The organism is Streptomyces canus (assembly GCF_001514145.1).
Classification (GTDB): domain Bacteria; phylum Actinomycetota; class Actinomycetes; order Streptomycetales; family Streptomycetaceae; genus Streptomyces; species Streptomyces canus.
Genome location: NZ_KQ948686.1, coordinates 51,680 through 72,809, shown reverse-complemented (window position 1 = coordinate 72,809; position 21,130 = coordinate 51,680). Strand labels below are relative to the sequence as shown.

General features: G+C 71.5%; 18 protein-coding genes. 13 read left to right on the top strand and 5 right to left on the bottom strand.

The window, feature by feature from the left end:
* Nucleotides 1–373 precede the first annotated feature (373 nt).
* Nucleotides 374–1,168 (top strand): tetratricopeptide repeat protein, encoded by a 795-nt coding sequence (locus AQJ46_RS48845; protein ID WP_079072818.1) that lies wholly within the window; start codon nt 374–376, stop codon nt 1,166–1,168.
* 62 nt (nt 1,169–1,230) lie between these two features.
* On the opposite strand, the gene AQJ46_RS48840 is transcribed toward AQJ46_RS48845, so the two are convergent.
* Nucleotides 1,231–2,523, bottom strand: coding sequence for a DUF1015 domain-containing protein (locus AQJ46_RS48840; RefSeq protein WP_059211819.1), 1,293 nt, complete (start codon nt 2,521–2,523; stop codon nt 1,231–1,233).
* 72 nt (nt 2,524–2,595) lie between these two features.
* On the opposite strand from AQJ46_RS48840, the gene AQJ46_RS48835 reads away from it, so the two are divergent.
* The 4 genes from AQJ46_RS48835 (at nt 2,596) to AQJ46_RS48820 (ending at nt 6,658) form a co-directional block, all read left to right on the top strand.
* Nucleotides 2,596–3,624, top strand: coding sequence for an HAD hydrolase-like protein (locus AQJ46_RS48835; RefSeq protein WP_059211818.1), 1,029 nt, complete (start codon nt 2,596–2,598; stop codon nt 3,622–3,624).
* Nucleotides 3,625–3,714: 90 nt separating this feature from the next.
* Entirely contained in the window at nt 3,715–4,758 is a 1,044-nt protein-coding gene (locus AQJ46_RS48830; RefSeq protein WP_057614521.1) for a FecCD family ABC transporter permease, read from the top strand.
* Nucleotides 4,755–5,792: a FecCD family ABC transporter permease gene (locus AQJ46_RS48825; protein ID WP_059211817.1), complete on the top strand. Its 1,038-nt coding sequence runs from the start codon at nt 4,755–4,757 to the stop codon at nt 5,790–5,792. Before AQJ46_RS48830 ends, AQJ46_RS48825 begins: the two co-directional genes overlap by 4 nt.
* The gene (locus AQJ46_RS48820; protein WP_059211816.1) at nt 5,789–6,658 is read left to right on the top strand and encodes an ABC transporter ATP-binding protein; all 870 of its coding nucleotides are present in this window, start codon (nt 5,789–5,791) and stop codon (nt 6,656–6,658) included. The genes AQJ46_RS48825 and AQJ46_RS48820 overlap by 4 nt, the downstream gene beginning before the upstream one ends.
* Here the strand turns inward: AQJ46_RS48820 and AQJ46_RS48815 are convergent.
* The gene (locus AQJ46_RS48815) at nt 6,642–6,989 is read right to left on the bottom strand and encodes an SCP2 sterol-binding domain-containing protein (RefSeq protein ID WP_059211815.1); all 348 of its coding nucleotides are present in this window, start codon (nt 6,987–6,989) and stop codon (nt 6,642–6,644) included. The genes AQJ46_RS48820 and AQJ46_RS48815 overlap by 17 nt on opposite strands.
* Before the next feature lie 42 nt (nt 6,990–7,031).
* Between AQJ46_RS48815 and AQJ46_RS53560 the strand changes: the two genes are divergently transcribed.
* From AQJ46_RS53560 to AQJ46_RS48790, 6 genes are all read left to right on the top strand, one after another.
* Nucleotides 7,032–7,310, top strand: a complete 279-nt coding sequence (locus AQJ46_RS53560) for a hypothetical protein (RefSeq protein ID WP_079072814.1) — start codon at nt 7,032–7,034, stop codon at nt 7,308–7,310.
* Nucleotides 7,311–7,317: 7 nt separating this feature from the next.
* On the top strand, nt 7,318–8,133 hold the full coding sequence (locus tag AQJ46_RS48810; protein ID WP_059211814.1) for a TlyA family RNA methyltransferase: 816 nt from the start codon (nt 7,318–7,320) through the stop codon (nt 8,131–8,133).
* A complete protein-coding gene (locus AQJ46_RS48805; protein ID WP_057614516.1) occupies nt 8,130–9,035 on the top strand; it encodes an NAD kinase in 906 nt (301 codons plus the stop codon). Before AQJ46_RS48810 ends, AQJ46_RS48805 begins: the two co-directional genes overlap by 4 nt.
* 185 nt (nt 9,036–9,220) lie before the next feature.
* A complete protein-coding gene (gene recN, locus AQJ46_RS48800) occupies nt 9,221–10,939 on the top strand; it encodes a DNA repair protein RecN (protein ID WP_059211821.1) in 1,719 nt (572 codons plus the stop codon).
* A gap of 44 nt (nt 10,940–10,983) precedes the next feature.
* Nucleotides 10,984–11,697, top strand: a complete 714-nt coding sequence (locus AQJ46_RS48795; protein WP_059211822.1) for a hypothetical protein — start codon at nt 10,984–10,986, stop codon at nt 11,695–11,697.
* A 176-nt stretch (nt 11,698–11,873) separates the two neighbouring features.
* Nucleotides 11,874–13,010, top strand: a complete 1,137-nt coding sequence (locus tag AQJ46_RS48790; RefSeq protein ID WP_059211813.1) for a glycosyltransferase family 4 protein — start codon at nt 11,874–11,876, stop codon at nt 13,008–13,010.
* Nucleotides 13,011–13,028: 18 nt separating this feature from the next.
* Here the strand turns inward: AQJ46_RS48790 and AQJ46_RS48785 are convergent, their stop codons facing one another.
* On the bottom strand, nt 13,029–14,672 hold the full coding sequence (locus tag AQJ46_RS48785; protein WP_059211812.1) for a PucR family transcriptional regulator: 1,644 nt from the start codon (nt 14,670–14,672) through the stop codon (nt 13,029–13,031).
* Nucleotides 14,673–14,727: 55 nt separating this feature from the next.
* Between AQJ46_RS48785 and AQJ46_RS48780 the strand changes: the two genes are divergently transcribed.
* On the top strand, nt 14,728–15,684 hold the full coding sequence (locus tag AQJ46_RS48780; RefSeq protein ID WP_059211811.1) for an LLM class F420-dependent oxidoreductase: 957 nt from the start codon (nt 14,728–14,730) through the stop codon (nt 15,682–15,684).
* Here AQJ46_RS48780 and AQJ46_RS48775 read toward each other — a convergent pair.
* Complete coding sequence (locus AQJ46_RS48775; protein ID WP_059211810.1) at nt 15,671–17,053, bottom strand: FAD-binding oxidoreductase; 1,383 nt, start codon at nt 17,051–17,053, stop codon at nt 15,671–15,673. The genes AQJ46_RS48780 and AQJ46_RS48775 overlap by 14 nt on opposite strands.
* A gap of 67 nt (nt 17,054–17,120) precedes the next feature.
* Nucleotides 17,121–18,923 carry a glycoside hydrolase family 15 protein gene (locus tag AQJ46_RS48770; protein ID WP_059211809.1) on the bottom strand — a complete coding sequence of 601 codons (1,803 nt, stop codon included), beginning with the start codon at nt 18,921–18,923 and terminating at the stop codon, nt 17,121–17,123.
* A 471-nt stretch (nt 18,924–19,394) separates the two neighbouring features.
* Here AQJ46_RS48770 and AQJ46_RS48765 point away from each other — a divergent pair, with 471 nt between their 5' ends.
* The gene (locus tag AQJ46_RS48765) at nt 19,395–21,059 is read left to right on the top strand and encodes a CTP synthase (RefSeq protein ID WP_059211808.1); all 1,665 of its coding nucleotides are present in this window, start codon (nt 19,395–19,397) and stop codon (nt 21,057–21,059) included.
* Nucleotides 21,060–21,130 lie beyond the last annotated feature (71 nt).

Below are 21,130 nucleotides of genomic sequence, written 5' to 3'. Positions count from 1 at the left end.
CTTCCGCCGCGACGACAACCGCGGCAGCTACGAGCGCCGTGACGATCGACGGGATGACCGCCGGAGTGATGACCGCGGCGATCGTGGTGGCTTCCGTCGCGACAACGACCGGCGTGACGACAACCGACGTGACGACAACCGTGGCGACCGTGGCGGCTTCCGGCGTGACGACAACCGGGACGACCGGGGCGGCTTCCGTCGGGACAGCGACCGGCGTGACGATCGTGGCGGGCGCGGTGGGCCCCGTAGGGACGACCGTGGTGGGCGGCCCGGCGGGTTCCGTGGGCGGGACGACCGGCGCGGTGGCGACGACCGCCGTGGCGGCGGGCGTTTCCGCGACGAGCGGGAGCGCGATCGTGAGCCGATCAAGCGGCTGCCGATCCCCGAGGACGTCACGGGCGACGAGATCGACAAGGACGTACGGCAGGAGCTCCAGAGCCTGCCGAAGGGGCTCGCGGAGGATGTCGCCAAGAACCTGGTGATGGTCGCCCGGCTCATCGACGAAGACCCCGAGGGTGCCTACGGCTACTCCAAGGTGGCCCTGCGGCTGGCGTCGCGTGTCGCCGCCGTACGAGAGGCGGCCGGGTTCGCGGCGTACGCCAGCCAGAAGTACAGCGAGGCGCTCGCCGAGTTCCGGGCCGCGCGGCGGATGACCGGGAACGTGGAGCTGTGGCCGGTCATGGCCGACTGCGAGCGTGGGCTCGGGCGGCCTGAGAAGGCGCTGGACATGGCCGGGGCGCCCGAGGTGCACAAGCTCGACAAGGCCGGGCAGGTGGAGATGCGGCTCGTCGTCGCCGGTGCCCGGCGTGACATGGGGCAGCTGGACGCGGCCATCGTGACGCTGCAGAGTCCCGAGCTGGCTTCCAACTCGGTGCAGCCGTGGACTGCTCGGCTGCGGTACGCGTACGCCGACGCGCTGCTCGCGGCCGGTCGGGAGAGTGAGGCGCGGGAGTGGTTCGCCAAGGCCGTGGAGTCCGACAAGGACGGCAGCACGGACGCCTCCGACCGGCTCGCCGAGATGGACGGGGTCGAGTTCGTCGACGCCTTCGACGAGGCTGAGGAGCAGGCCGACAGCGAGGCCGCCGAGAAGGTCGTAGAAGTCGTAGAAGCGGAAGACGAAGCCGCCGAAGAGGCTGACGACGACGAAGACGGCGACCTCAAGGACTGACACACGCGGTCAGTGAAGCAGTGAACAAGGGGCGGGATCCCGGGATCCCGCCCCTTTGTGCGTCATACGTCCAGTGCGCGCAGGACCAGCCCCGACGCCGGCTTCGGGCCGAAGGACGTCGACTTCCGGGGCATCGTGACGCCCTGGCGGGCGAGGTCGCGTACGACCTCCTCGCGGACCGGGTGCATCAGGACGGCTGTTCCGCCGTCGTGTTCCGCCTTCTCCACCGTGGCGGCCGTGTCGTGGATGTAGGCGATGCGGGTGGGGTCGTCCTCGGGGATGTGCCAGACGTGGGCGAGGAGCGTGGCGTGCAGGACCGTGGCGTCCAGGGTGCGCCAGGCGGTGGGGCGGTCCGTGGGGACCGTGCGGGACAGCAGGTCCGGGTCGGGGCGGTCCACGAGGTGGAAGGCGCCGTCTCCGGCGAGGAGGAAGGCGTTGCCCGCGCAGGCCGAGTCGGCGAGGGCGTCCAGCGCCTCGGCCAGGGGCACGTCGAGGCGCTGGACGCGGAAGAGGCCGTCGAGGAGCGCCAGGGACCGGGCCACCGGGACGCCGTGCAGCAGGCGGTGGATGGCGCGGACGCGAAGGGGGTAGCGGGCCGTGTCCACGAGGAGGACCAGGCCGTGGTCCCAGGGGCTGGGGGAGGGGTGCTCCGCGCGTAGACGACGGTAGGTCGCCCAGCGGTGGTGGCCGTCGGCGATGAGGGCCTGGTGCTGGGCCAGGTCCGAGCGGATGCGGGCCATCTCGGCCGGGTCGGTGATCGACCACAGGCGGTGGCGGTAGCCGTCCTCGGTGGTGGTGGCCAGGAGCGGGGGCTGCCCGGCCATGAGTTCGATCGCGGTCGTCGTGACGGACTCCGCGCCGTTGCCGCGGTAGGTGAGGAGCAGGGGCTCCAGATTCGCCGAGGTGGCGCGCATCAGGGCCGCGCGGTCGGCGACGACGTGCGGCATGACGTCCTCGTGCGGCAGGACCACGCCCTCCGACGGCTCCGACAGGAGCAGGGTGCCGATGATCCCGCGCTGGAGCAGACCGGCTCCGTCGCGCTGTTCGTACACATACAGGCCGGGCTCGGGGTCGGCGGTCAGGATGCCCTCGGAGAGCCAGCCGCGCAGGGTGCGGGCTGCCTGCTCGTTGCGTTCGGCCGGTGTCGTCGCCTGCGGGAGGATCAGCCGGACGATGTTGTACGGGTCGTTGGACTGGAGCTGGTGCAGGCCGTCGGGGCGGACCACGACGTCGTACGGCGGTGATGTCACGGCGGCCAGGCTGCCGACCCGGTCGGGGTCGTAGCGCAGGCCTCGGAACGGGGTGAGTTCCAGGCCTCGGCGCGCCGTTGCTTCCGGGTGACCTGCTGTGTTCATCCCGGCATCGTACGGGTGTCGGTGGCATGGGGGATGATCGGGGGAAAGCCGTCGAACGAGGAGCGATGCGGAATGAGCCAGGGCGTGAGGACGAGGCCCGAGGGCAATGGACAGGCCCTGAGCAAGGCGTACGACACCGCACTGCTCGACCTCGACGGGGTGGTGTACGCGGGCGGGAACGCGATCGCGCACGCCGTCGACTCGCTCGCCACCGCGCGCGAGGGGGGCATGCGCCTCGCCTACGTCACCAACAACGCGCTGCGCACGCCCGACACGGTGGCCGAGCACCTCACCGAGCTGGGGATACCGACGGGCGCCGATGACGTCATCACCTCCGCCCAGGCGGTCGCGCGGCTGATCAGCGAGCAGGTGCCGGCCGGTTCCCGGGTGCTCGTGATCGGTGGAGAGGGGCTGCGGGTCGCGCTGCGCGAGCGGGGTCTTGAGCCCGTGGAGTCGGCGGACGACGATCCGGTGGCGGTCGTGCAGGGCTTCGGTGGGCCGGACCTGCCCTGGGGGCGGTTCGCGGAGGCCAGTTATGCCGTTGCGCGCGGGGTGCCCTGGTTCGCGTCCAACACCGACCTGACGATTCCGAGCGGGCGCGGGATCGCACCGGGCAACGGAGCCGCGGTGGAGGTCGTGCGGATCGCGACCGGTGCCGAGCCGCAGGTCGCGGGCAAGCCGTTGCCTCCCATGCACCGCGAGACGATCCTGCGGACCGGTGCGAAGCGGCCGTTGGTGGTCGGGGACCGGCTGGACACGGACATCGAGGGCGCGTTCAACGGCGAGGTGGACTCGCTGCTCGTGCTCACCGGCGTCACCGACGGCGCCCAGTTGCTGGCCGCGCCGCCGCAGCACCGGCCGACCTATGTGGACGCCGATCTGCGGGGGATGCTCACCGGGCAGCCCGAGGTCACCGAGGCGGGAGAAGGCTTCCGGTGCGGTGGCTGGAGCGCGAAGGCCGGCGAGGAGCGACTGGAACTCGACGGTGACGGCGAGGCCCTGGACGGGCTGCGGGCGCTGTGCGCGGCGGCCTGGACAGCGGCCGGAGACGGTGTGTGCGAGCTGGACGGGGGGAAGGCGCTCGCCAGGCTGGGGTTGTGAGTCGTCGCGGCGGGCAGGCGTTCCTGTGAGTCCGGGGACGTTCGGACCTCGGGATCGTGGCTGCTTAGCAGGGTAGGCTAACCTAACTACGTGTTGGTCGACAGTCCTCCCGAACAGCGCGCGGAGACCGCCCCCGCGCCCCCAACCCGCCGGGCGATACGAGTCCTTGGGCTCCTCGTGTCCGTCGTGATCCTGGTGCTCGTCGCGACGGCGAGCATCGCGGTCGGGGCGAAAGGGCTGTCCGTGGAACAGGTCTGGCACGGCCTGTTCCAGGACACGGGGACCTATGGTGACGTCGTGGTGGCCGACCGGCTGTCGCGGACCGTCCTCGGCCTGCTGGCCGGTGCCGCGCTCGGTCTGTCCGGGGCGGTGCTGCAGGCGCTCACCCGCAATCCGCTGGCCGACCCCGGGCTGCTCGGCATCAACGCGGGCGCGTCCGCCGCGGTCGTCACCGCGATCACCTTCTTCGGTGTCACCTCGCTCAGCGGCTATGTCTGGTTCGCCTTTCTCGGCGCGGCCGCGGTGGGCGCCCTGGTCTGGTTCCTCGGAGGGAGCCGGGGTGCCACCCCGGTCAGGCTCGCGCTGGCCGGTACGGCGATCAGCGCGGCGCTGTACGGCTATCTCCAGGCCGTGATGATCACCGACGACCAGGCGCTCAACAAGATGCGGTTCTGGACGGTGGGTTCGCTGTCCTCGGCGAACAACTCGACCATCCTCCAGGTGCTGCCGTTCCTCGCGGCCGGCTCGCTCCTCGCCCTCGCGCTGGCCCGGCCGCTCAACGCGATGGAGATGGGCGACGACACCGCCAAGGCGCTCGGCGCCAACCTCAACCGCACCCGGGCGCTGGCCATGCTCTCCGCGACCGTGCTGTGCGGGGCCGCGACCGCCGCCTGCGGACCGATCGTGTTCGTCGGCCTGATGGTGCCGCACATCGTGCGCTCCTTCACCGGCCCCGACCTGCGCTGGATCCTGCCGTACGCGACGATCCTGTCGCCCGTGCTGCTGCTGGGCTCCGACGTCGTCGGGCGCCTCGTCGCGCGGCCCGCGGAGCTCCAGGTCGGCATCGTCACCGCGATCATCGGCGGGCCGGTCTTCATCTTTCTCGTACGACGGCGGAGGACGGCGCAGCTGTGAGGACCAACCGTGCCATCAGGACCCCCGGCGGGCTTTCCCTCCGGCTGGACGTCCGGGCCACCGTCGTCGTCGGCCTGATCCTCCTTGCCGCCCTCACCGCGAGCGTCGTGCTGATCGGCACCGGCGACTTCCCGATCCCCGCCGGGGACGTGTTGAAGACGCTGCTCGGGAACGGCAACGCTGGGCAGGAGTTCATCATCAACGAGCTGCGGCTGCCGCGGGTCCTCGTCGGGCTCCTGGTCGGCGCCTCGCTCGGGCTCGGGGGCGCCCTCTTCCAGGCCATCTCCCGCAATCCGCTGGGCAGTCCGGACGTGCTCGGGCTCAGCCAGGGGGCGACGGCCGGGGCGCTCACGATGATCGTTCTGTTCTCCGGGAGCGCGACCCAGGTCACCCTGGGCGCGCTGGTGGGCGGACTCGTGACCGGGTTCGCCATCTATCTGCTCGCCTGGAAGCAGGGCGTGCACGGATACCGGCTGGTCCTGGTCGGTATCGGTGTCTCCGCGATCGTCACGGCGGTCAACGGCTATCTGCTGACCCGGTCGACCCTCACCGATGCGGCCCAGGCGGTCGTCTGGATGACCGGCTCCCTCAGCGGCCGGGACTGGACGCAGGTCTGGCCGCTGCTGTGGCTGTGCGCCGTCCTTGTCCCGCTCGTCCTCGCCAACGCGCGCGGCCTGAGGATGATGGAGATGGGCGACGATGTGTCGAACGCCCTCGGAGTGCGTGTCGAACGCGTACGGCTGCTGCTGTTGGTCGCCGCCGTCCTGCTCACCGCAGCCGCCACCGCGGCCGCCGGACCGGTCAGCTTCGTCGCGCTCACCGCTCCGCAACTGGCCCGCCGCCTCACCCGCTCGCCCGGCCCCAACCTGGTGCCCTCCCTGTGCATGGGCGCCACCCTCCTGGTCACCGCCGACTGGGTCTCGCAGAAGGTCTTCGGCGCGGACCAGCTGCCCGTCGGCGTGGTCACCGGAGTCCTCGGCGGCGTCTATCTGCTGTGGCTCCTCGTCACCGAGCGCAAGGCGGGCCGGATATGAGCGCCGAGACCGTCCTCACCAGCGGACTGACCAACCCAAGGAGCACCGTGAACCGCCTGTCCGCCGACACCGTCACCCTCGCCTACGACCAGCGGGTCATCGCCGAGCAGCTGTCGGTGGAGATACCCGACAACTCCTTCACGGTGATCGTCGGCCCCAACGCGTGCGGCAAGTCCACGCTTCTGCGGGCCCTCTCGCGCATGCTCAAGCCCAGCCAGGGCAAGGTGCTGCTCGACGGGCAGGTCATCCAGTCGATGCCGGCGAAGAAGGTCGCCCGCACTCTGGGTCTGCTCCCGCAGTCGTCGATCGCTCCGGACGGGATCACCGTCGCCGACCTGGTCGGCCGCGGCCGCTACCCCCACCAGGGCATCCTGCGCCAGTGGTCCACCGAGGACGAGCGGGTCGTACAGGAGTCCATGCGGCAGACCGGGGTCGCGGAACTCGCCGAGCGGTACGTCGACGAGCTGTCCGGCGGTCAGCGCCAGCGGGTGTGGATCGCGATGGCGCTCGCCCAGCAGACCCCGCTGCTGCTCCTCGACGAGCCGACGACCTACCTCGACATCCAGCACCAGATCGACGTCCTCGACCTGTGCGCCGAGCTGCACGAGGAGCAGGGCCGCACGCTGGTGGCCGTCCTGCACGACCTCAACCACGCCGCCCGGTACGCCACGCATCTCATCGCGCTGAAGAGCGGGAAGATCATCGCGGAGGGGCGCCCGAACGACATCGTCACGGCCGAACTGGTCGAGGAGGTCTTCGGACTGCGCTGCCAGGTGATCGACGATCCGGAGACGGGGACGCCGCTGGTGGTGCCGGCAGCGCGCAAGGCACGCGTGCGCGTGGAGGCCGCTACAGAAGCTTCCTGAGCTGGAACAGGTCCCTCAGGCCCGCCTCCAGCTTCACCCGGCCCGAGCCCCAGGCCTTGGCGAAGTTCAGCTCGCCGTTCACCAGGGCCACCAGGTCGTCACCGGACATGGTGAGCCTGATCTGGGCCTTCTCCTTCGGAGGGCCCTGCAGGGTGTCGTGCACCACGATCCGGCCGCCGGTCATCCGGCCGACGAAGGTGACGTCGAGATCGGTGATACGGCAGCTCACCGAGCGGTCCATGGACGCCGCCGTGGCGGCGTCCCCCTCGGCGTTCTGCATGTTGTCGGAGAGCTTTTCGAGTGCGGCGCGGCACTCCTCGATCGTGGCCATCGCGATCGACGGTACCCCAGCGGTTCGCGGTAGCGTCTGGGCATGAGCGACGCAGTTCCAGAGCCTTCACAAGAGGGCCCGGTCGAACCCGCCGGGTACGACCCGGCTGCCCCCGCCCCTCTGCACGTCCCTCGCACTCCCACCGGCAACGCCGAGGTGGACGCTCAGCTGGAGCGGCTGGGCGACGCCGACCACCTCGCCACGGACGGACACATCGAGGTGTACGAGGATGTACACCGGGGGCTGCGCGACGCGCTCACCGCGCTCGACGCCCGCCCGGGACCTCCGGCGCCCTCACCCTCGTATGGCACTAGGAGCTGAACCGAACGTGGCAGGAGTCGCACGCAACCGTCTGGACGCGGAGCTGGTCCGCCGGAAGCTGGCGCGCTCGCGTGAGCATGCCGGCCAGCTGATCGCGGCCGGGCGGGTCACCGTCGGCAAGACCGTCGCGACCAAGTCCGCCACCCAGGTGGAGACCGCGGCCGCGATCGTGGTGCAGAGCGACGACAGCGATCCCGGCTACGTGTCCCGGGGTGGGCACAAGCTCGCGGGCGCCCTTCAGGTGTTCGTGCCGCAGGGGCTTGTGCTGGAGGGGCGGCGGGCACTGGACGCCGGGGCCTCCACCGGCGGTTTCACCGATGTGTTGCTGCGGGCGGGGGCGGCGCACGTGGTCGCCGTCGACGTCGGCTACGGACAACTCGCGTGGTCTCTTCGGAGCGATGAACGCGTCACCGTCAAGGACCGTACGAACGTACGCGAGTTGACGCTCGAAGCGATCGATGGGGAACCAGTGGATCTTGTCGTGGGGGATCTGTCCTTCATCCCGCTCGGACTGGTACTGCCCGCCCTGGTGCGGTGCGTGAAGCCGGACGCCGATCTGGTGATGATGGTGAAGCCGCAGTTCGAGGTGGGTAAGGAACGGCTGGGCAGTGGGGGAGTGGTACGCAGCACGCAGCTGCGGGCCGAGGCCGTGCGCGGTGTCGCCGCGAAGGCGGCGGAACTCGGGCTCGGGGTGAACGGGGTCACGGCCAGTCCGTTGCCCGGACCCTCCGGAAATGTCGAATACTTTCTGTGGCTGCGTGCCGGGGCGCCCGCCCTGGACCCGGCCGATGTCGACCGTGCAGTTGCGGAGGGGCCGCGTTGAGCCAGAACCGAGCTCGTACTGTTTTCCTGCTCGCCCACACCGGGCGGCCGGCGGCCATTCGCAGTGCCGAGCTGGTCGTCAAGGGGCTGATGCAGTCGGAGATCGGCGTGCGCGTCCTGGAGTACGAGGCGGCCGACCTACCGCTGCCGCCCGAGGTGGAGCTCGTCAAGGAAGCGACTCCGCAGTGCCTCGAAGGGTGCGAGCTGCTCATCGTGCTCGGCGGCGACGGGACGCTGCTGCGCGGCGCCGAGTTCGCCCGGGCGTCCGGGGTGCCGATGCTGGGCGTCAACCTGGGCAGTGTCGGGTTCCTCGCGGAGGCCGAGCGGGACGATCTCGACAAGGTTGTCGACCGGGTGGTGACCAAGGCGTACGAGGTCGAGGAGCGGATGACCGTCGATGTCGTCGTTCACCGGAACGGGGACATCGTCCATACGGACTGGGCGCTGAACGAGGCGGCCGTGCAGAAGGCCGGCGCGGAGAAGTTGCTCGAGGTCGTGCTGGAGATCGACGGGCGGCCGGTGACGGGCTTCGGGTGTGACGGGATCGTGCTGTCCACGCCCACCGGGTCCACGGCCTACGCGTTCTCCGCGGGTGGGCCGGTGGTGTGGCCCGAGGTGGAGGCGCTGCTGATGGTGCCGATCTCGGCGCATGCGTTGTTCGCGAAGCCGTTGGTGACCTCGCCGAACTCGGTGCTGGCCGTGGAGTTGCTGCCTCACATTCCGCCGGGTGTGTTGTGGTGTGACGGGCGGCGGACGTTCGAGTTGCCGCCGGGGGCGCGGGTCGAGGTGCGGCGGGGGGCTGTGCCGGTGCGGTTGGCTCGGCTGCACCATGCGTCCTTCACCGACCGGCTTGTGGCGAAGTTCGCGTTGCCCGTCTCTGGATGGCGGGGGGCACCGCACTAGCCGTCTGTGGGGGCTGGTTGCGGAGCGTGCGCGGGTGCGGGTTGTTCGTCGTTGCTCGCGCCCGCGCGGCGGAGCCGCACATCGATACAGCCCCGCGCCCCTTGAAAACCTCCACTCGCCCGAGTGACAGGGGGCCTCGCATCTCGTCGTCCCGACCTCGTAAGGTCTTCACCGTGCTGGAAGAGATGCGGATACGGTCGCTCGGAGTCATCGATGACGCCGTCGTCGAGTTGTCGCCCGGGTTCACCGCTGTCACCGGTGAGACGGGTGCGGGCAAGACCATGGTGGTCACCAGCCTGGGGCTGCTGCTCGGTGGGCGGGCTGACGCGGCGCTCGTGCGGATCGGGGCCGAGAAGGCGGTGGTGGAGGGGCGGATCACGGTGTCCGCCGGCGACTCCGTCGTCGTACGGGCCGAGGAGGCCGGGGCGGAGCTCGACGACGGGGCGCTGTTGATCAGCCGTACCGTTTCCGCCGAAGGGCGGTCCCGGGCCCACCTCGGTGGGCGGTCCGTGCCCGTGGGGGTGCTCGCCGAGCTCGCCGACGAGCTGGTCGCCGTGCACGGGCAGACCGATCAGCAGGGGCTGCTCAAGCTGAACCGGCAGCGGCAGGCGCTCGACCGGTACGCGGGTGATGCCGTCACCGTGCCGCTGGCCAAGTACACCGAGGCCTACCGGCGGCTGCGGGCCGTCTCCGTCGAACTGGACGAGATCGTCACGCGCGCGCGTGAGCGGGCCCAGGAAGCCGACATCCTGCGGTACGGGCTCGACGAGATCGCCGGCGTGGAGCCTCGGGCGGGAGAGGACGTCGAGCTGGCCGAGGAGGCCGAGCGACTCGGGCACGCCGAAGCTCTGTCGTCGGCCGCCACGGCCGCTCATGCCGCCCTCGCCGGGAACCCCGAGGACCCCGAGGGCATCGATGCCGCAACGCTCGTGGCGGGCGCTCAGCGGGCACTGGAAGCCGTACGGTCCCACGATCCGTCCCTGGCGGCACTCGCCGACCGGATCGGGGAGATCGGCATCCTGCTGGGCGATGTGGCCGGGGAGCTGGCGGGGTACGCCGACGACCTGGACGCCGATCCGCTGCGGCTGTCGGCCGTCGAGGAGCGGCGGGCCGCCCTCACCGCGCTGACGCGGAAGTACGGCGAGGACGTCGCCGCCGTGCTCACGTGGGCCGAGCAGAGTGCCGCGAGGCTCACCGAACTGGACGGCGACGACGAGCGCATCGACGAGCTGACCGCCGAGCGGGACGCGCTCAGGTCCGAACTGGGCGGGCTGGCGCAGGCGCTGACGGATGCGCGTACGGAGGCCGCGGAGAGGTTTGCCGCCGCGGTGACCGCAGAGCTGGCCTCGCTGGCGATGCCCCACGCGCGCGTGTCCTTCGCCATCCGGCAGACCGAGGACCCGGAGGGTGTCGAGGTCGGCGGGCGTGCGGTCGCGTACGGGCCGGCCGGTGTCGACGAGGTCGAGCTGCTGCTCGCCCCGCATCCCGGTGCGCCGGCGCGACCCATCGCGAAGGGCGCGTCCGGCGGTGAGCTCTCGCGCGTGATGCTGGCCGTCGAGGTCGTGTTCGCGGGGACGGACCCCGTGCCGACCTATCTCTTCGACGAGGTCGACGCCGGGGTCGGCGGCAAGGCGGCGGTCGAGATCGGGCGGCGGCTGGCGCGGCTCGCGAAGACCGCGCAGGTCGTCGTCGTGACCCATCTGCCTCAGGTCGCCGCCTTCGCCGACCGGCAGTTGCTGGTCGAGAAGACGAACGACGGGTCTGTCACCCGGTCCGGTGTGAAGGTCCTGGAGGGCGAGGAACGAGTTCGGGAGCTGTCCCGGATGCTCGCCGGACAGGAGGACTCGGAAACGGCTCGCGCGCATGCGGAGGAGTTGCTGGCCACAGCCCGGGCGGACGCGTGAGGGGGACGTCCCTGGGAGTCACCGCTGCTCTGACGCGCGTGGGCATGGCCGCCCTGCGGGCGACTGCGCCGGGCGGGCGGGAGCGGTGGGAGCGGACGAACTACGCCGACCGTACGGTCGAGTTGTACGCCGGGCCCGCGAGCGCGTTGGCCGCTGCGCTCGGGGCCTGGCGGGTGCGGCCCGCCGCGGGGGTGGCGGTGGCCGTCGCAGGGCTCTGCGGGGCGTACGACGACGTCGCGGGGGACCATCGACGGGGGTTTCGGGCGCATATGGCCGCGCTGCGGGACGGTGAAGTGACCAGCGGGGCCGTCAAGTTGTTCGGGATATCGGCGGCTGGGCTGGTCGCGGGGGCGCTGATGAAGGAGCGGGTCGTCGACAAGGTGCTCGCGGGTGTCGTGATCGCCGGGGCCGCGCATTTCGTCAACCTCGTGGATGTACGGCCCGGTCGGGCGGCGGGTGCGGTGGTGGCGCTCGGGCTGGCGGGGATGGGGCGGTCGGAGTTGGCCGCGGTTGCCGTGGGCGCGGCGGGGGCTGTATTGCCGGACGATCTCGGTGAGCGAGCGATGATCGGGGACGCGGGGGCGCATGCGTTGGGGGCGGCTCTGGGGGCCGCGGTGGTCGAGGGCAACGGACGGGTGGGGTTGGTTGCGCATGTGGCCGCGGTGGTGGCCGCGGCTGTGTGTGGGGATGCGGTGAGTCGTGTGTCGGCTGAGGGCACCTTCAGATCGGCACAGGCGTCCTGTCACTCTTGTGAGTGACCCCGACTCGCCGCACACGCCGTTCCCCCGTTCTCCGCATTCACGGAACACCCGTACGTCCTGGCATCCTTGGCAGAGAAGCCATCACGCGTAGGAAGCGCGCGGTACACCCCCCGCTCGACACCTTCTGTACGTTTCCTCGTGACCGTCCGACCCGAACCAGGAGCCCCGGCCACGTGACCCCCGTGAGCAGCCACTCACCGCACGGCCAGTCGCCGCTGCGCACCGTGCAGGTGCTGGGCGGAGGCAATGCCGGCAGCAGCGCGCATGTGCGCTCCCTGACCTCGGGGCTTGTCGCGCGGGGCGTGCGGGTCACGGTGTGCGCCCCCGTCGAGGCGGATCGGGCCTACGACTTCTCCGGGGCCGGTGCCGAGCATGTGCACGTGCCGCGCAGCAGCGACCCCACCTCCGTGGCCGTGCTGCGGGCGGCATGCGCGGACGCGGATCTGGTGCACGCGCACGGGCTGCACGCCTCGTTCCGCGCGGTGCTGGCGCTCAGCGGGCGGCGCACTCCGCTCGTCGTCACCTGGCACGACCGGGCGTACGCCGAGGGTGCGCGGGCCCATTTCGTGCGCCTCCTCGAACGCCGGGTCGTGAAGGCCGCCTCCGTGGTGCTCGGGTCCACCTCGGCGCTCGTGGACCGGGCGCGCGGGACCGGTGCCCGGGACGCGCGCCTCGCCGCCGTCGCCCTGCCCGGGCCGCGCGGAGTCGCCGAGCAGGAGGATCCCGACCGGCTGCGACCCAAGGTGCGGGCCGAACTCGGAGCCACCGGGCGCCCGTTGCTGATGGCGGTCGGTTCCCTGGACCGGCACCGGGGCTACGAGACGTTGCTGGACGCCACACGCGCGTGGCGCCTTCTCGACCCCGTGCCGCAGGTCGTCATCGCGGGGGAGGGCCCGCTGCGGGCCGTCCTTCAGAGCCGTATCGAGGACGAGGGCCTGCCCGTGCGGCTGATCGGGCGGCGCGACGACATCTCCGAACTGCTCGCCGCCGCCGATCTCGCGCTCCTGCCCAGCCGCTGGGAGGCGCGCTCGCTCCTGGCCCAGGAGGCCTTCCACGCGCGCGTGCCGCTCGTCGCGACCGAGGTCGGCGGCATCCCCGAACTCGTCGGCGACGCGGCCGAACTCGTCCCGTACGGTGACCCGGAGGCGCTCGCCGAGGCCGTCGTACGGCTGCTCGGGGATCCCGAGCGCCGGGAGCTGCTCAAGGAGCGGGGGGCGCGGCAGGCGGCGACCTGGCCGACCGAGGACGAGACCGTCGCGCAAGTGCTCAGTGTCTACGACGAGTTGACCCAGCCCCGGCCGCTCATCTGACAGCCCGCCCGCACCGGGCTAGGGCACGTGCCGACGGGCCCGTAGTGCCAGGCTCAACGCCAGTACCGTCTGCGGGTCGTCGAGGTCCGTGCCGAGCAACTCACCGATGCGGGCGAGGCGGTTGTAGAGCGTCTGCCGGTTGAGGTGGAGTTCGCGGGCCGTCTCCGCCTTGCGGCCCGCGTGCGCCAGGTAGGTCTGCAGGGTGGGCAGCAGCGGCGGCTTGGAGCGGTCGTCGTGGGTGCGCAGCGGGCCGATGGCGCGGTCCACGAACGCCGCCAGGTCCGGGTGGTCGCGCAGCCGCCACAGGAGCAGGTCGATGTCGAGGCGGCGGGCGTCGTACCAGGGGCGGTCCGACAGACCCTGCGCCGCGGTCGCCGCCTCGGCCGCGTGCCGCAGGCCCGCGGAGGCCGCCGCCCAGCTGCCGGCGACTCCGACGACCACGACCGGCGGCGGGCCGCCCGGGCGTTGCATCCCGGCCCGTTCCACGCCCGCCCGCAGCGCTGCCGCGACCCGGTCCGCCACCGCCGACCGCTCCGCCTCCGAGCGCAGACCGAGCAGGACGAGCACACGGCCCTCGACGGGCCGTACGCCGAGCAGGACGGGCACACCGAGCGAGGCCAGCTCCTCGGAGACCGCCCGGGCCAGCACCGCCCAGCCTCCCCCAGCGGTGGAGAGCGTGTCGCCCAGGCGCATCACCACGGGCAGCAGCGGGCCCGTCCCCGGCCTGAAGCCCAGCACGCGCGCCTGTGCCGGTGCGTCCTGCGAGGTGATGCGGCCCTCGGCGAGGTCGGTCAGGAAGTCGCCGCGTCCGCGGGCCGCGAGTTCCTCCTCCTGGCGGGCCTGCATCAGGACGACGGCCAGGATGCCCGCCGCGCGCTCGGCCGCCATGCGGTGCACGGGTGCCAGTGGTGCCCGTACCGGAAGCAGGACCAGCCGCGCCCGTACCGAACCCGCGCCGGGCCCGCCCCCGGGCACGTCCACGAGGACCGAGCCGGACGTCGGTGCGTCCTTGTGCTGGCCGCGCAACCCTTCCCAGACCTGGAGCGGGTCGGCGCCCTCGGGGCCCTCCCCGGCGGCGTACAGGAGCCGGCCGTCCGTCGTCTCCAGGAAGACCGGGTTGCCGCTGAAGTCGGCCAGGATGCCGAGGGCCTGCGGGACACCGCCGCCGCCCAGCAGGGCCTCCGTGCAGCGGCGGTGCACCTCCTCCGCGCGCTGGAGCAGCGCGTAGTGCCCGTTGACGATCTCGGTGTGGATCTCCTCGGTGACCGCCACGAACGGCACCTCGCGGTGCAGCTGGACGAGCGGAAGACCGGTCGCGCGTGCGGTGTCGACCAGGGCGGCGGGGAGCCGGGCGAAACGCGGGCCCAGCTCGACGACCAGGGCCGCGATGCCGCGCTCGGCCAGGGTGCGGACGAACGCGCGCTGTTCGGCCGGACGGGTGCCGAGACCGTAGCCCGTGGTCAGCAGCAGCTCGCCGCCCTTCAGCAGGGAAGCGATGTGCGGGACCTCGCCCGCGTGCACCCAGCGCACGGTACGGTCCAGCCGGTCCGCGCCCGCGAGAATCTCCGGGAGCCCGCTGCGCAGACCGGGCAGCTCCAGCGCGCGCTGCACGGTGATCCCGGCGCCCTGGGTGTCGAAGCCGCTGTTCGTAGCGCTGTCCATGAGCCGGACGCTACCCGAGGCATGCCCGGCGCCGCGGCGGGGTAGCGGCCGGTGCATGGACTTCAGCGTGGTTGCCGTGGCACGGGAGGACGACAGTCCGGTCGAGGAGCCGCTCCGGGTGGCGACGGCCGCCGACCGGCTCGGATACCGGGAGGTGTGGGCCGGGGAAGGGCCGACGTGGGACGCGTTCGTGCTCGCCGCGGCGATCGGGCGGGCCACCGAACGGGTCGCGCTGACAGCTGGCCCGGTCCCGGTGTCGGTACGCGACCCGTACACCTCGGCCCGGGGCGCCGCCTCGGTCGCGGCACTCGTCGGCCGCCCGGTAGGGGTGGCGCTGGGCACGTCCAGCAAGCGCGTGGTCGAGGGCGTGCACGACCGGCCCCGGGTGCGGCCCGCCGCCGTACTGGAGGAGCAGGCGGCAGCCGTACGACGGCTTCTGCACGCTTCTCCGGGCGAACCGGTCGTGCCCGGCAGCCCCTTCCGCAGGCGTCTGCCGCCGCCCCGCGGTCCGCTGACGGTGGCCGCGTTCGGGCCCCGCGCGATCGCCACGGCCGCCGCGCACGCCGACCGGATGCTGCTGGACGTGGTCTCCCCGGAGCAGGTGCGGGCGTTGCGCGCGGCGCTGGACGCGGCGGCCGGGAAGGCGGGCCGTACGCCGCCCACGCTCGCCGCCTGGCTGCCGGCGGCCGTCGACCCCGACCCGGAGTCGCTCGCGCAGGTGCTGGGCAGCATCGCCGGATACCTGACCGTGCCGGGCTACAGCGAGGTGTTCGCCGAGGCGGGGTTCGGGGAGGCCGTGGAGCTCGCCGCGAGCGGGGCGGACCGGGAGACCCTGGTGCGGGCCCTGCCGGCGGCGGCCGCGGGCACGGTCGGACTGGTGGGCGACCTGGACGCCGTACGGGCCCGTGTCGACGCCTATGCGCAGGCCGGGCTCGACGAGATCGCCCTGGTGCCGGCCACGGCGGGGGACCCGGGCGGCGAGCGCACGCTGACGGCGCTCAGGCCGGCGTGATGTTGTGGTTGAAGCGGAACACGTTGTCCGGGTCGTACCGGCGCTTCACCTCGGACAGCCGCCGGGTGTTCTCGGTGCCGACACCGGCCACCACCCGGTCCGCGCCCTCGTCGCCGATGAAGTTGAGGTAGACCGCGCCGGTGCTCCACGGCCGGACCTCGGCGCGTACGTCCCGGACCCACTGGACGCAGCGCTCGTCGTCCGCCGGGTCCTCCCAGATCCCGAAGGGGTGCACGACCCACTGCGCGTCCCGGTACGGCACCGGGAACTCGCGTGGCCCGTCGGCGATCGCCCCGCCGAGCGGGAAGAGGACGTGCTGGGTGCCGGTCGGCACCGGGAGGGCGTCCCCGCGGGCGCAGAACGCGTCCACGAAGTCGTCGGGCGCGCCGGTGAGGTACTCCGCCGACCAGTAGTTCCGCATCCCGGGCGGATCGTCGATCATGCACTGGACATCGGCGTACGGCATCGCCCCGACGATCTCCGTCACGTGCGGCAGCGCCAGCAGCGGCTCGGCCGTCTTGCGCAGATCCGCCTCGCCGCCCGCGTACGTCAGCAGGGCGCCGCACAGGAGTGTGCCGACCAGGTGCGGCGGTACGAACTCCTCGGGCGGGCCGGTGATGTAGAGCACGCCGCCGGACGCCTCGTCCGGTCCTGCCGCGATGACGTCGCGGAAGGTGCGCGTGACCTCGGGGCCGAACTCCGGGAGATACAGCAGCAGGGCGATCGAGAACTCGGGCAGTTCGTGCAGCTTCAGCGTCAGCGCGGTGGCGATGCCGAAGTTGCCGCCACCGCCGTGCAGGGCCCAGAACAGGTCCGGGTGGTCGTCGGCGCTCGCGTAGACGCGCTCGCCGTCCGCGGTGACCAGTTCCACACCGAGCAGATTGTCGACGGCGAGTCCGCACCACCGGTCGAGCCAGCCGCTGCCGCCGCCCAGGACGAAGCCGCCGACACCGGTGGTCGAGGCCCGGCCGCCGGTCGTGGCGAGGCCGTGCGGCTGGCAGGCGCGGTCCAGGTCGCTCATCGTGGCGCCGCCCGCGACGCGCACCGCCTCGGCCGCGGGATCGATGGTGACCGCCCGCATGTGGCGGAGGTCGACGACCAACCCGCCGTCGTTGAGCGCCATGCCCGCCACGCTGTGACCACCGCCGCGCACCGCGACCGGCAGGTCCAGCTCACGGGAGAGGCGGACGGCCCGTACGACGTCGTCCTCGTTCACGCACTGAGCGATCACCGCGGGCCGGCGGTCGATCATCGCGTTGAAGACGGTCCGGGCCTCGTCGTAGCCCGGATCGTCCGGGGCGAACACGTCGCCGGCCAGATCCTCGCGCAGCGCGGAGAGTGCCGCGCCCGCCTTCGACGGGGATGCCATGAGGCGCCCCCTTTCGTGCAGGGGCTGATGGATCCCAGCCTAGGCGGGCCCGGCGCTCAGGTCCTGTTCAGCCGCCGTACGCCCCCGACGCCGTCAGTCGCAGGGCGGTGTCGATGAGCGGGACGTGGCTGAAGGCCTGGGGGAAGTTGCCCACCTGGCGCTTCTGGCGCGGGTCCCACTCCTCGGCGAGCAGACCGAGGTCGTTGCGGAGCGAGAGGAGCTTTTCGAAGAGCTTCCTCGCCTCGTCCACGCGGCCGATCATCGCGAGGTCGTCCGCCATCCAGAACGAGCAGGCCAGGAAGGCCCCTTCGTCGCCGGGGAGGCCGTCGACGTTCTCGTCGCCGCTCGAGGTCGGGTAGCGCAGGATGAAGCCGTCCGGCGTGGACAGCTCGCGCTGGATCGCCTCGATGGTGCCGATCACGCGCTTGTCGTCCGGGGGCAGGAAGCCCATCTGCGGGATGAGGAGCAGGCTCGCGTCCAGCTCCTTCGAGCCATAGGACTGGGTGAAGGTGTTGCGCTCCTTGTCGTAGCCCTTCTCGCACACGTCCCGGTGGATGTCGTCGCGCAGTTCGCGCCACTTCTCCAGCGGGCCGTCCGCGTCACCGGACTCGATGAGCTTGATGGTGCGGTCCACGGCGACCCAGGCCATCACCTTGGAGTGCACGAAGTGCCGGCGCGGGCCGCGCACCTCCCAGATGCCCTCGTCCGGCTCGTCCCAGTGCTGCTCCAGGTAGCGGATCAGCTTGAGCTGGAGCAGGGAGGCGTAGTCGTTGCGGGCCAGGCCCGTCATGTGACCGAGGTGCAGGGCCTCGGTGACCTCGCCGTACACGTCGAGCTGGAGCTGGTGTGCGGCGCCGTTGCCGACCCGGACCGGGGCGGAGTTCTCGTAGCCGGGCAGCCAGTCGAGCTCGGCCTCGCCCAACTCCCGTTCGCCCGCGATGCCGTACATGATCTGCAGGTTCTCGGGGTCGCCGGCCACTGCCCTGAGGAGCCACTCGCGCCAGGCGCGGGCCTCCTCGCGGTAGCCGGTGCGCAGCAGCGAGGACAGGGTGATGGCCGCGTCGCGCAGCCAGGTGTAGCGGTAGTCCCAGTTGCGGACGCCGCCGACATCCTCGGGCAGAGAGGTCGTCGGCGCGGCCACGATGCCGCCGGTGGGGGCGTAGGTCAGCGCCTTGAGGGTGATCAGCGAGCGGATGACGGCCTCGCGGTAGGGGCCGTGGTACGTACAGTGCTCGACCCACTCACGCCAGAAGTCCTCGGTGGCCTCCAGCGACTGCTCCGGCTCCGGCAGTGGGGGCGGCTGCTTGTGCGAGGGCTCCCAGGAGATGGTGAACGCGATCCGGTCACCCGGGGCGACCGTGAAGTCCGAGTACGTCGTCAGGGACTTGCCGTAGGTCTCGCAGTCGGTGTCGAACCACACCGAGTCCGGGCCCGCCACGGCGACCGTGCGCCCCTCGTGCTTGTGGACCCACGGGACGACACGGCCGTAGGAGAACCGCATGCGCAGGGCCGAGCGCATCGGGACGCGGCCCGAGACGCCTTCCACGATCCGGATGAGCTGTGGGGCGCCGTCACGCGGGGGCATGAAATCGGTCACTCTGACCGTGCCGCGGGGGGTGTCCCACTCGGATTCGAGGATGAGGGAGTCTCCGCGGTAGCTGCGCCGGGCCGCCGTGGGGGGCGCGGCGTCGGCCGCGTGGGCGGGGCCGAGCCGCCAGAATCCGTGTTCCTCGGTGCCCAGCAGGCCGGCGAAGATGGCATGCGAGTCGAAGCGGGGCAGGCACAGCCAGTCCACCGTGCCGTCCCGGCAGACCAGGGCTGCGGTCTGCATGTCTCCGATGAGTGCGTAGTCTTCGATGCGCCCGGCCACGTGCAACTCCAGTCGAACGGCCACGTCACCCCCTCAGGGAAAAAGGGGGCTGTCGCTTGGTGCGGTCAAGGGGGTCGTTGTAATGCGTCGTTGAGCGGTGAAGCAAAACAGTCCTGCTGCTGTGAGGCAAAACGACAACTGTTGCTCAACGAACTGACGAGCTCTCGTTGTTCCGGGTCTTACGGGTGGGGGTGGTCCCGTGTTTCCGGCCGGGCTCGGCAGCGAGTGTCCGAGCAGGATACGACGCACGTAGATGATCTGTGTGCCGCTCCGGGCAACGCGGGTGGGCCGAACGGGTGAGCAACGGGTGAGAAACGGGTGTCCTCGTGTGCGTCCGTGTCGGCGTGTGTGCGGAGCGTGGCCGGAAGCCATCTCCCCGAGGCGCTGATACCCTGGTAGCCCGTGGACCGGTGGGCGTCTGACCCCCGAACCGCACCTCAAGATCGCGACCACGGGAGCCCCCTCTTGGCCATGACCGCTGCTTTTCGAAACAGCACAGCCACGACGACCAAGCACATCTTCGTCACTGGGGGTGTCGCCTCCTCGCTCGGCAAGGGTCTGACGGCCTCCAGCCTCGGCATGCTGCTCAAGGCGCGGGGCCTGCGCGTCGTGATGCAGAAGCTCGACCCGTACCTCAACGTCGACCCGGGCACGATGAACCCCTTCCAGCACGGTGAGGTGTTCGTCACCAACGACGGCGCCGAGACCGACCTGGACATCGGCCACTACGAGCGTTTCCTCGACCGTGACCTCGACGGTTCCGCCAACGTCACCACCGGCCAGGTGTACAACACGGTGATCGCCAAGGAGCGGCGCGGCGAGTATCTCGGTGACACGGTGCAGGTCATCCCGCACATCACCAACGAGATCAAGCATCGCATCCGCCGCATGGCGACGGACGAGGTCGACGTCGTGATCACGGAGGTCGGCGGCACGGTCGGCGACATCGAGTCGCTGCCGTTCCTGGAGACCGTCCGCCAGGTCAGGCACGAGGTCGGCCGTGACAACGTCTTCGTCGTCCACATTTCCCTCCTGCCGTACATCGGCCCGTCGGGGGAGCTGAAGACGAAGCCGACCCAGCACTCGGTTGCGGCCCTGCGGAACATCGGTATCCAGCCGGACGCCATCGTGCTGCGTTCCGACCGTGAGGTGCCGACCGCCATCAAGCGCAAGATCTCGCTGATGTGCGACGTCGACGAGGCCGCCGTGGTCGCCTGCCCGGACGCCCGTTCGATCTACGACATCCCGAAGACCGTGCACAGTGAGGGCCTGGACGCCTACGTCGTCCGCAAGCTGGACCTGCCGTTCCGGGACGTGGACTGGACGACCTGGGACGACCTGCTCGACCGCGTCCACAACCCCGACCACGAGATCACCCTCGCCCTGGTCGGCAAGTACATCGACCTGCCCGACGCCTACCTCTCGGTCACCGAGGCCCTGCGCGCCGGCGGCTTCGCCAACAAGGCCCGCGTGAAGATCAAGTGGGTCACCTCCGACGACTGCAAGACGCCGGCCGGCGCCGCGGCGCAGCTCGGTGACGTCGACGGCATCTGCATCCCGGGCGGCTTCGGCGACCGCGGTGTGCTCGGCAAGGTCGGCGCGATCCAGTACGCCCGCGAGCACCGGATCCCGCTGCTGGGTCTCTGCCTGGGCCTGCAGTGCATCGTGATCGAGGCCGCGCGCAACCTCGCCGACATCCCGGACGCCAACTCCACCGAGTTCGACTCGGCGACCGGCCACCCGGTCATCTCCACCATGGCCGAGCAGCTCGACATCGTCGCCGGTGAGGGCGACATGGGCGGCACCATGCGGCTCGGCATGTACCCGGCCAAGCTCGCCGAGGGCTCCATCGTCCGTGAGGTGTACGACGGCAAGGAGTACGTCGAGGAGCGGCACCGTCACCGTTACGAGGTGAACAACGCCTACCGGGCCGAGCTCGAGAAGAAGGCGGGCATCCTGTTCTCCGGCACCTCGCCGGACGGCAAGCTCGTCGAGTACGTCGAGTACCCGCGCGACGTCCACCCGTATCTGGTCGCCACGCAGGCCCACCCCGAGCTGCGCTCGCGTCCGACCAGGCCGCACCCGCTGTTCGCCGGCCTGGTGAAGGCCGCGGTCGAGCGGCAGAGTTCCAAGTAGCACGACAGTTGTACGGTGGCCGGGGCACACGCATTCAAAGGCGAGTGCCCCGGCTTCTTTTGCGCACGTGG

What these genes read in the sequence shown, in the direction of transcription:
- AQJ46_RS48840 (WP_059211819.1), bottom strand. Translation starts at nt 2,523, where the DNA reads ATGAACACAGCAGGTCACCCGGAAGCAACGGCGCGCCGAGGCCTGGAA.
- AQJ46_RS48835 (WP_059211818.1), top strand. Translation starts at nt 2,596, where the DNA reads ATGAGCCAGGGCGTGAGGACGAGGCCCGAGGGCAATGGACAGGCCCTG.
- AQJ46_RS48820 (WP_059211816.1), top strand. Translation starts at nt 5,789, where the DNA reads ATGAGCGCCGAGACCGTCCTCACCAGCGGACTGACCAACCCAAGGAGC.
- AQJ46_RS48815 (WP_059211815.1), bottom strand. Translation starts at nt 6,989, where the DNA reads ATGGCCACGATCGAGGAGTGCCGCGCCGCACTCGAAAAGCTCTCCGAC.
- AQJ46_RS53560 (WP_079072814.1), top strand. Translation starts at nt 7,032, where the DNA reads ATGAGCGACGCAGTTCCAGAGCCTTCACAAGAGGGCCCGGTCGAACCC.
- recN (WP_059211821.1), top strand. Translation starts at nt 9,221, where the DNA reads ATGCGGATACGGTCGCTCGGAGTCATCGATGACGCCGTCGTCGAGTTG.
- AQJ46_RS48795 (WP_059211822.1), top strand. Translation starts at nt 10,984, where the DNA reads ATGGCCGCCCTGCGGGCGACTGCGCCGGGCGGGCGGGAGCGGTGGGAG.
- AQJ46_RS48785 (WP_059211812.1), bottom strand. Translation starts at nt 14,672, where the DNA reads ATGGACAGCGCTACGAACAGCGGCTTCGACACCCAGGGCGCCGGGATC.
- AQJ46_RS48780 (WP_059211811.1), top strand. Translation starts at nt 14,728, where the DNA reads ATGGACTTCAGCGTGGTTGCCGTGGCACGGGAGGACGACAGTCCGGTC.
- AQJ46_RS48775 (WP_059211810.1), bottom strand. Translation starts at nt 17,053, where the DNA reads ATGGCATCCCCGTCGAAGGCGGGCGCGGCACTCTCCGCGCTGCGCGAG.
- AQJ46_RS48765 (WP_059211808.1), top strand. Translation starts at nt 19,395, where the DNA reads ATGACCGCTGCTTTTCGAAACAGCACAGCCACGACGACCAAGCACATC.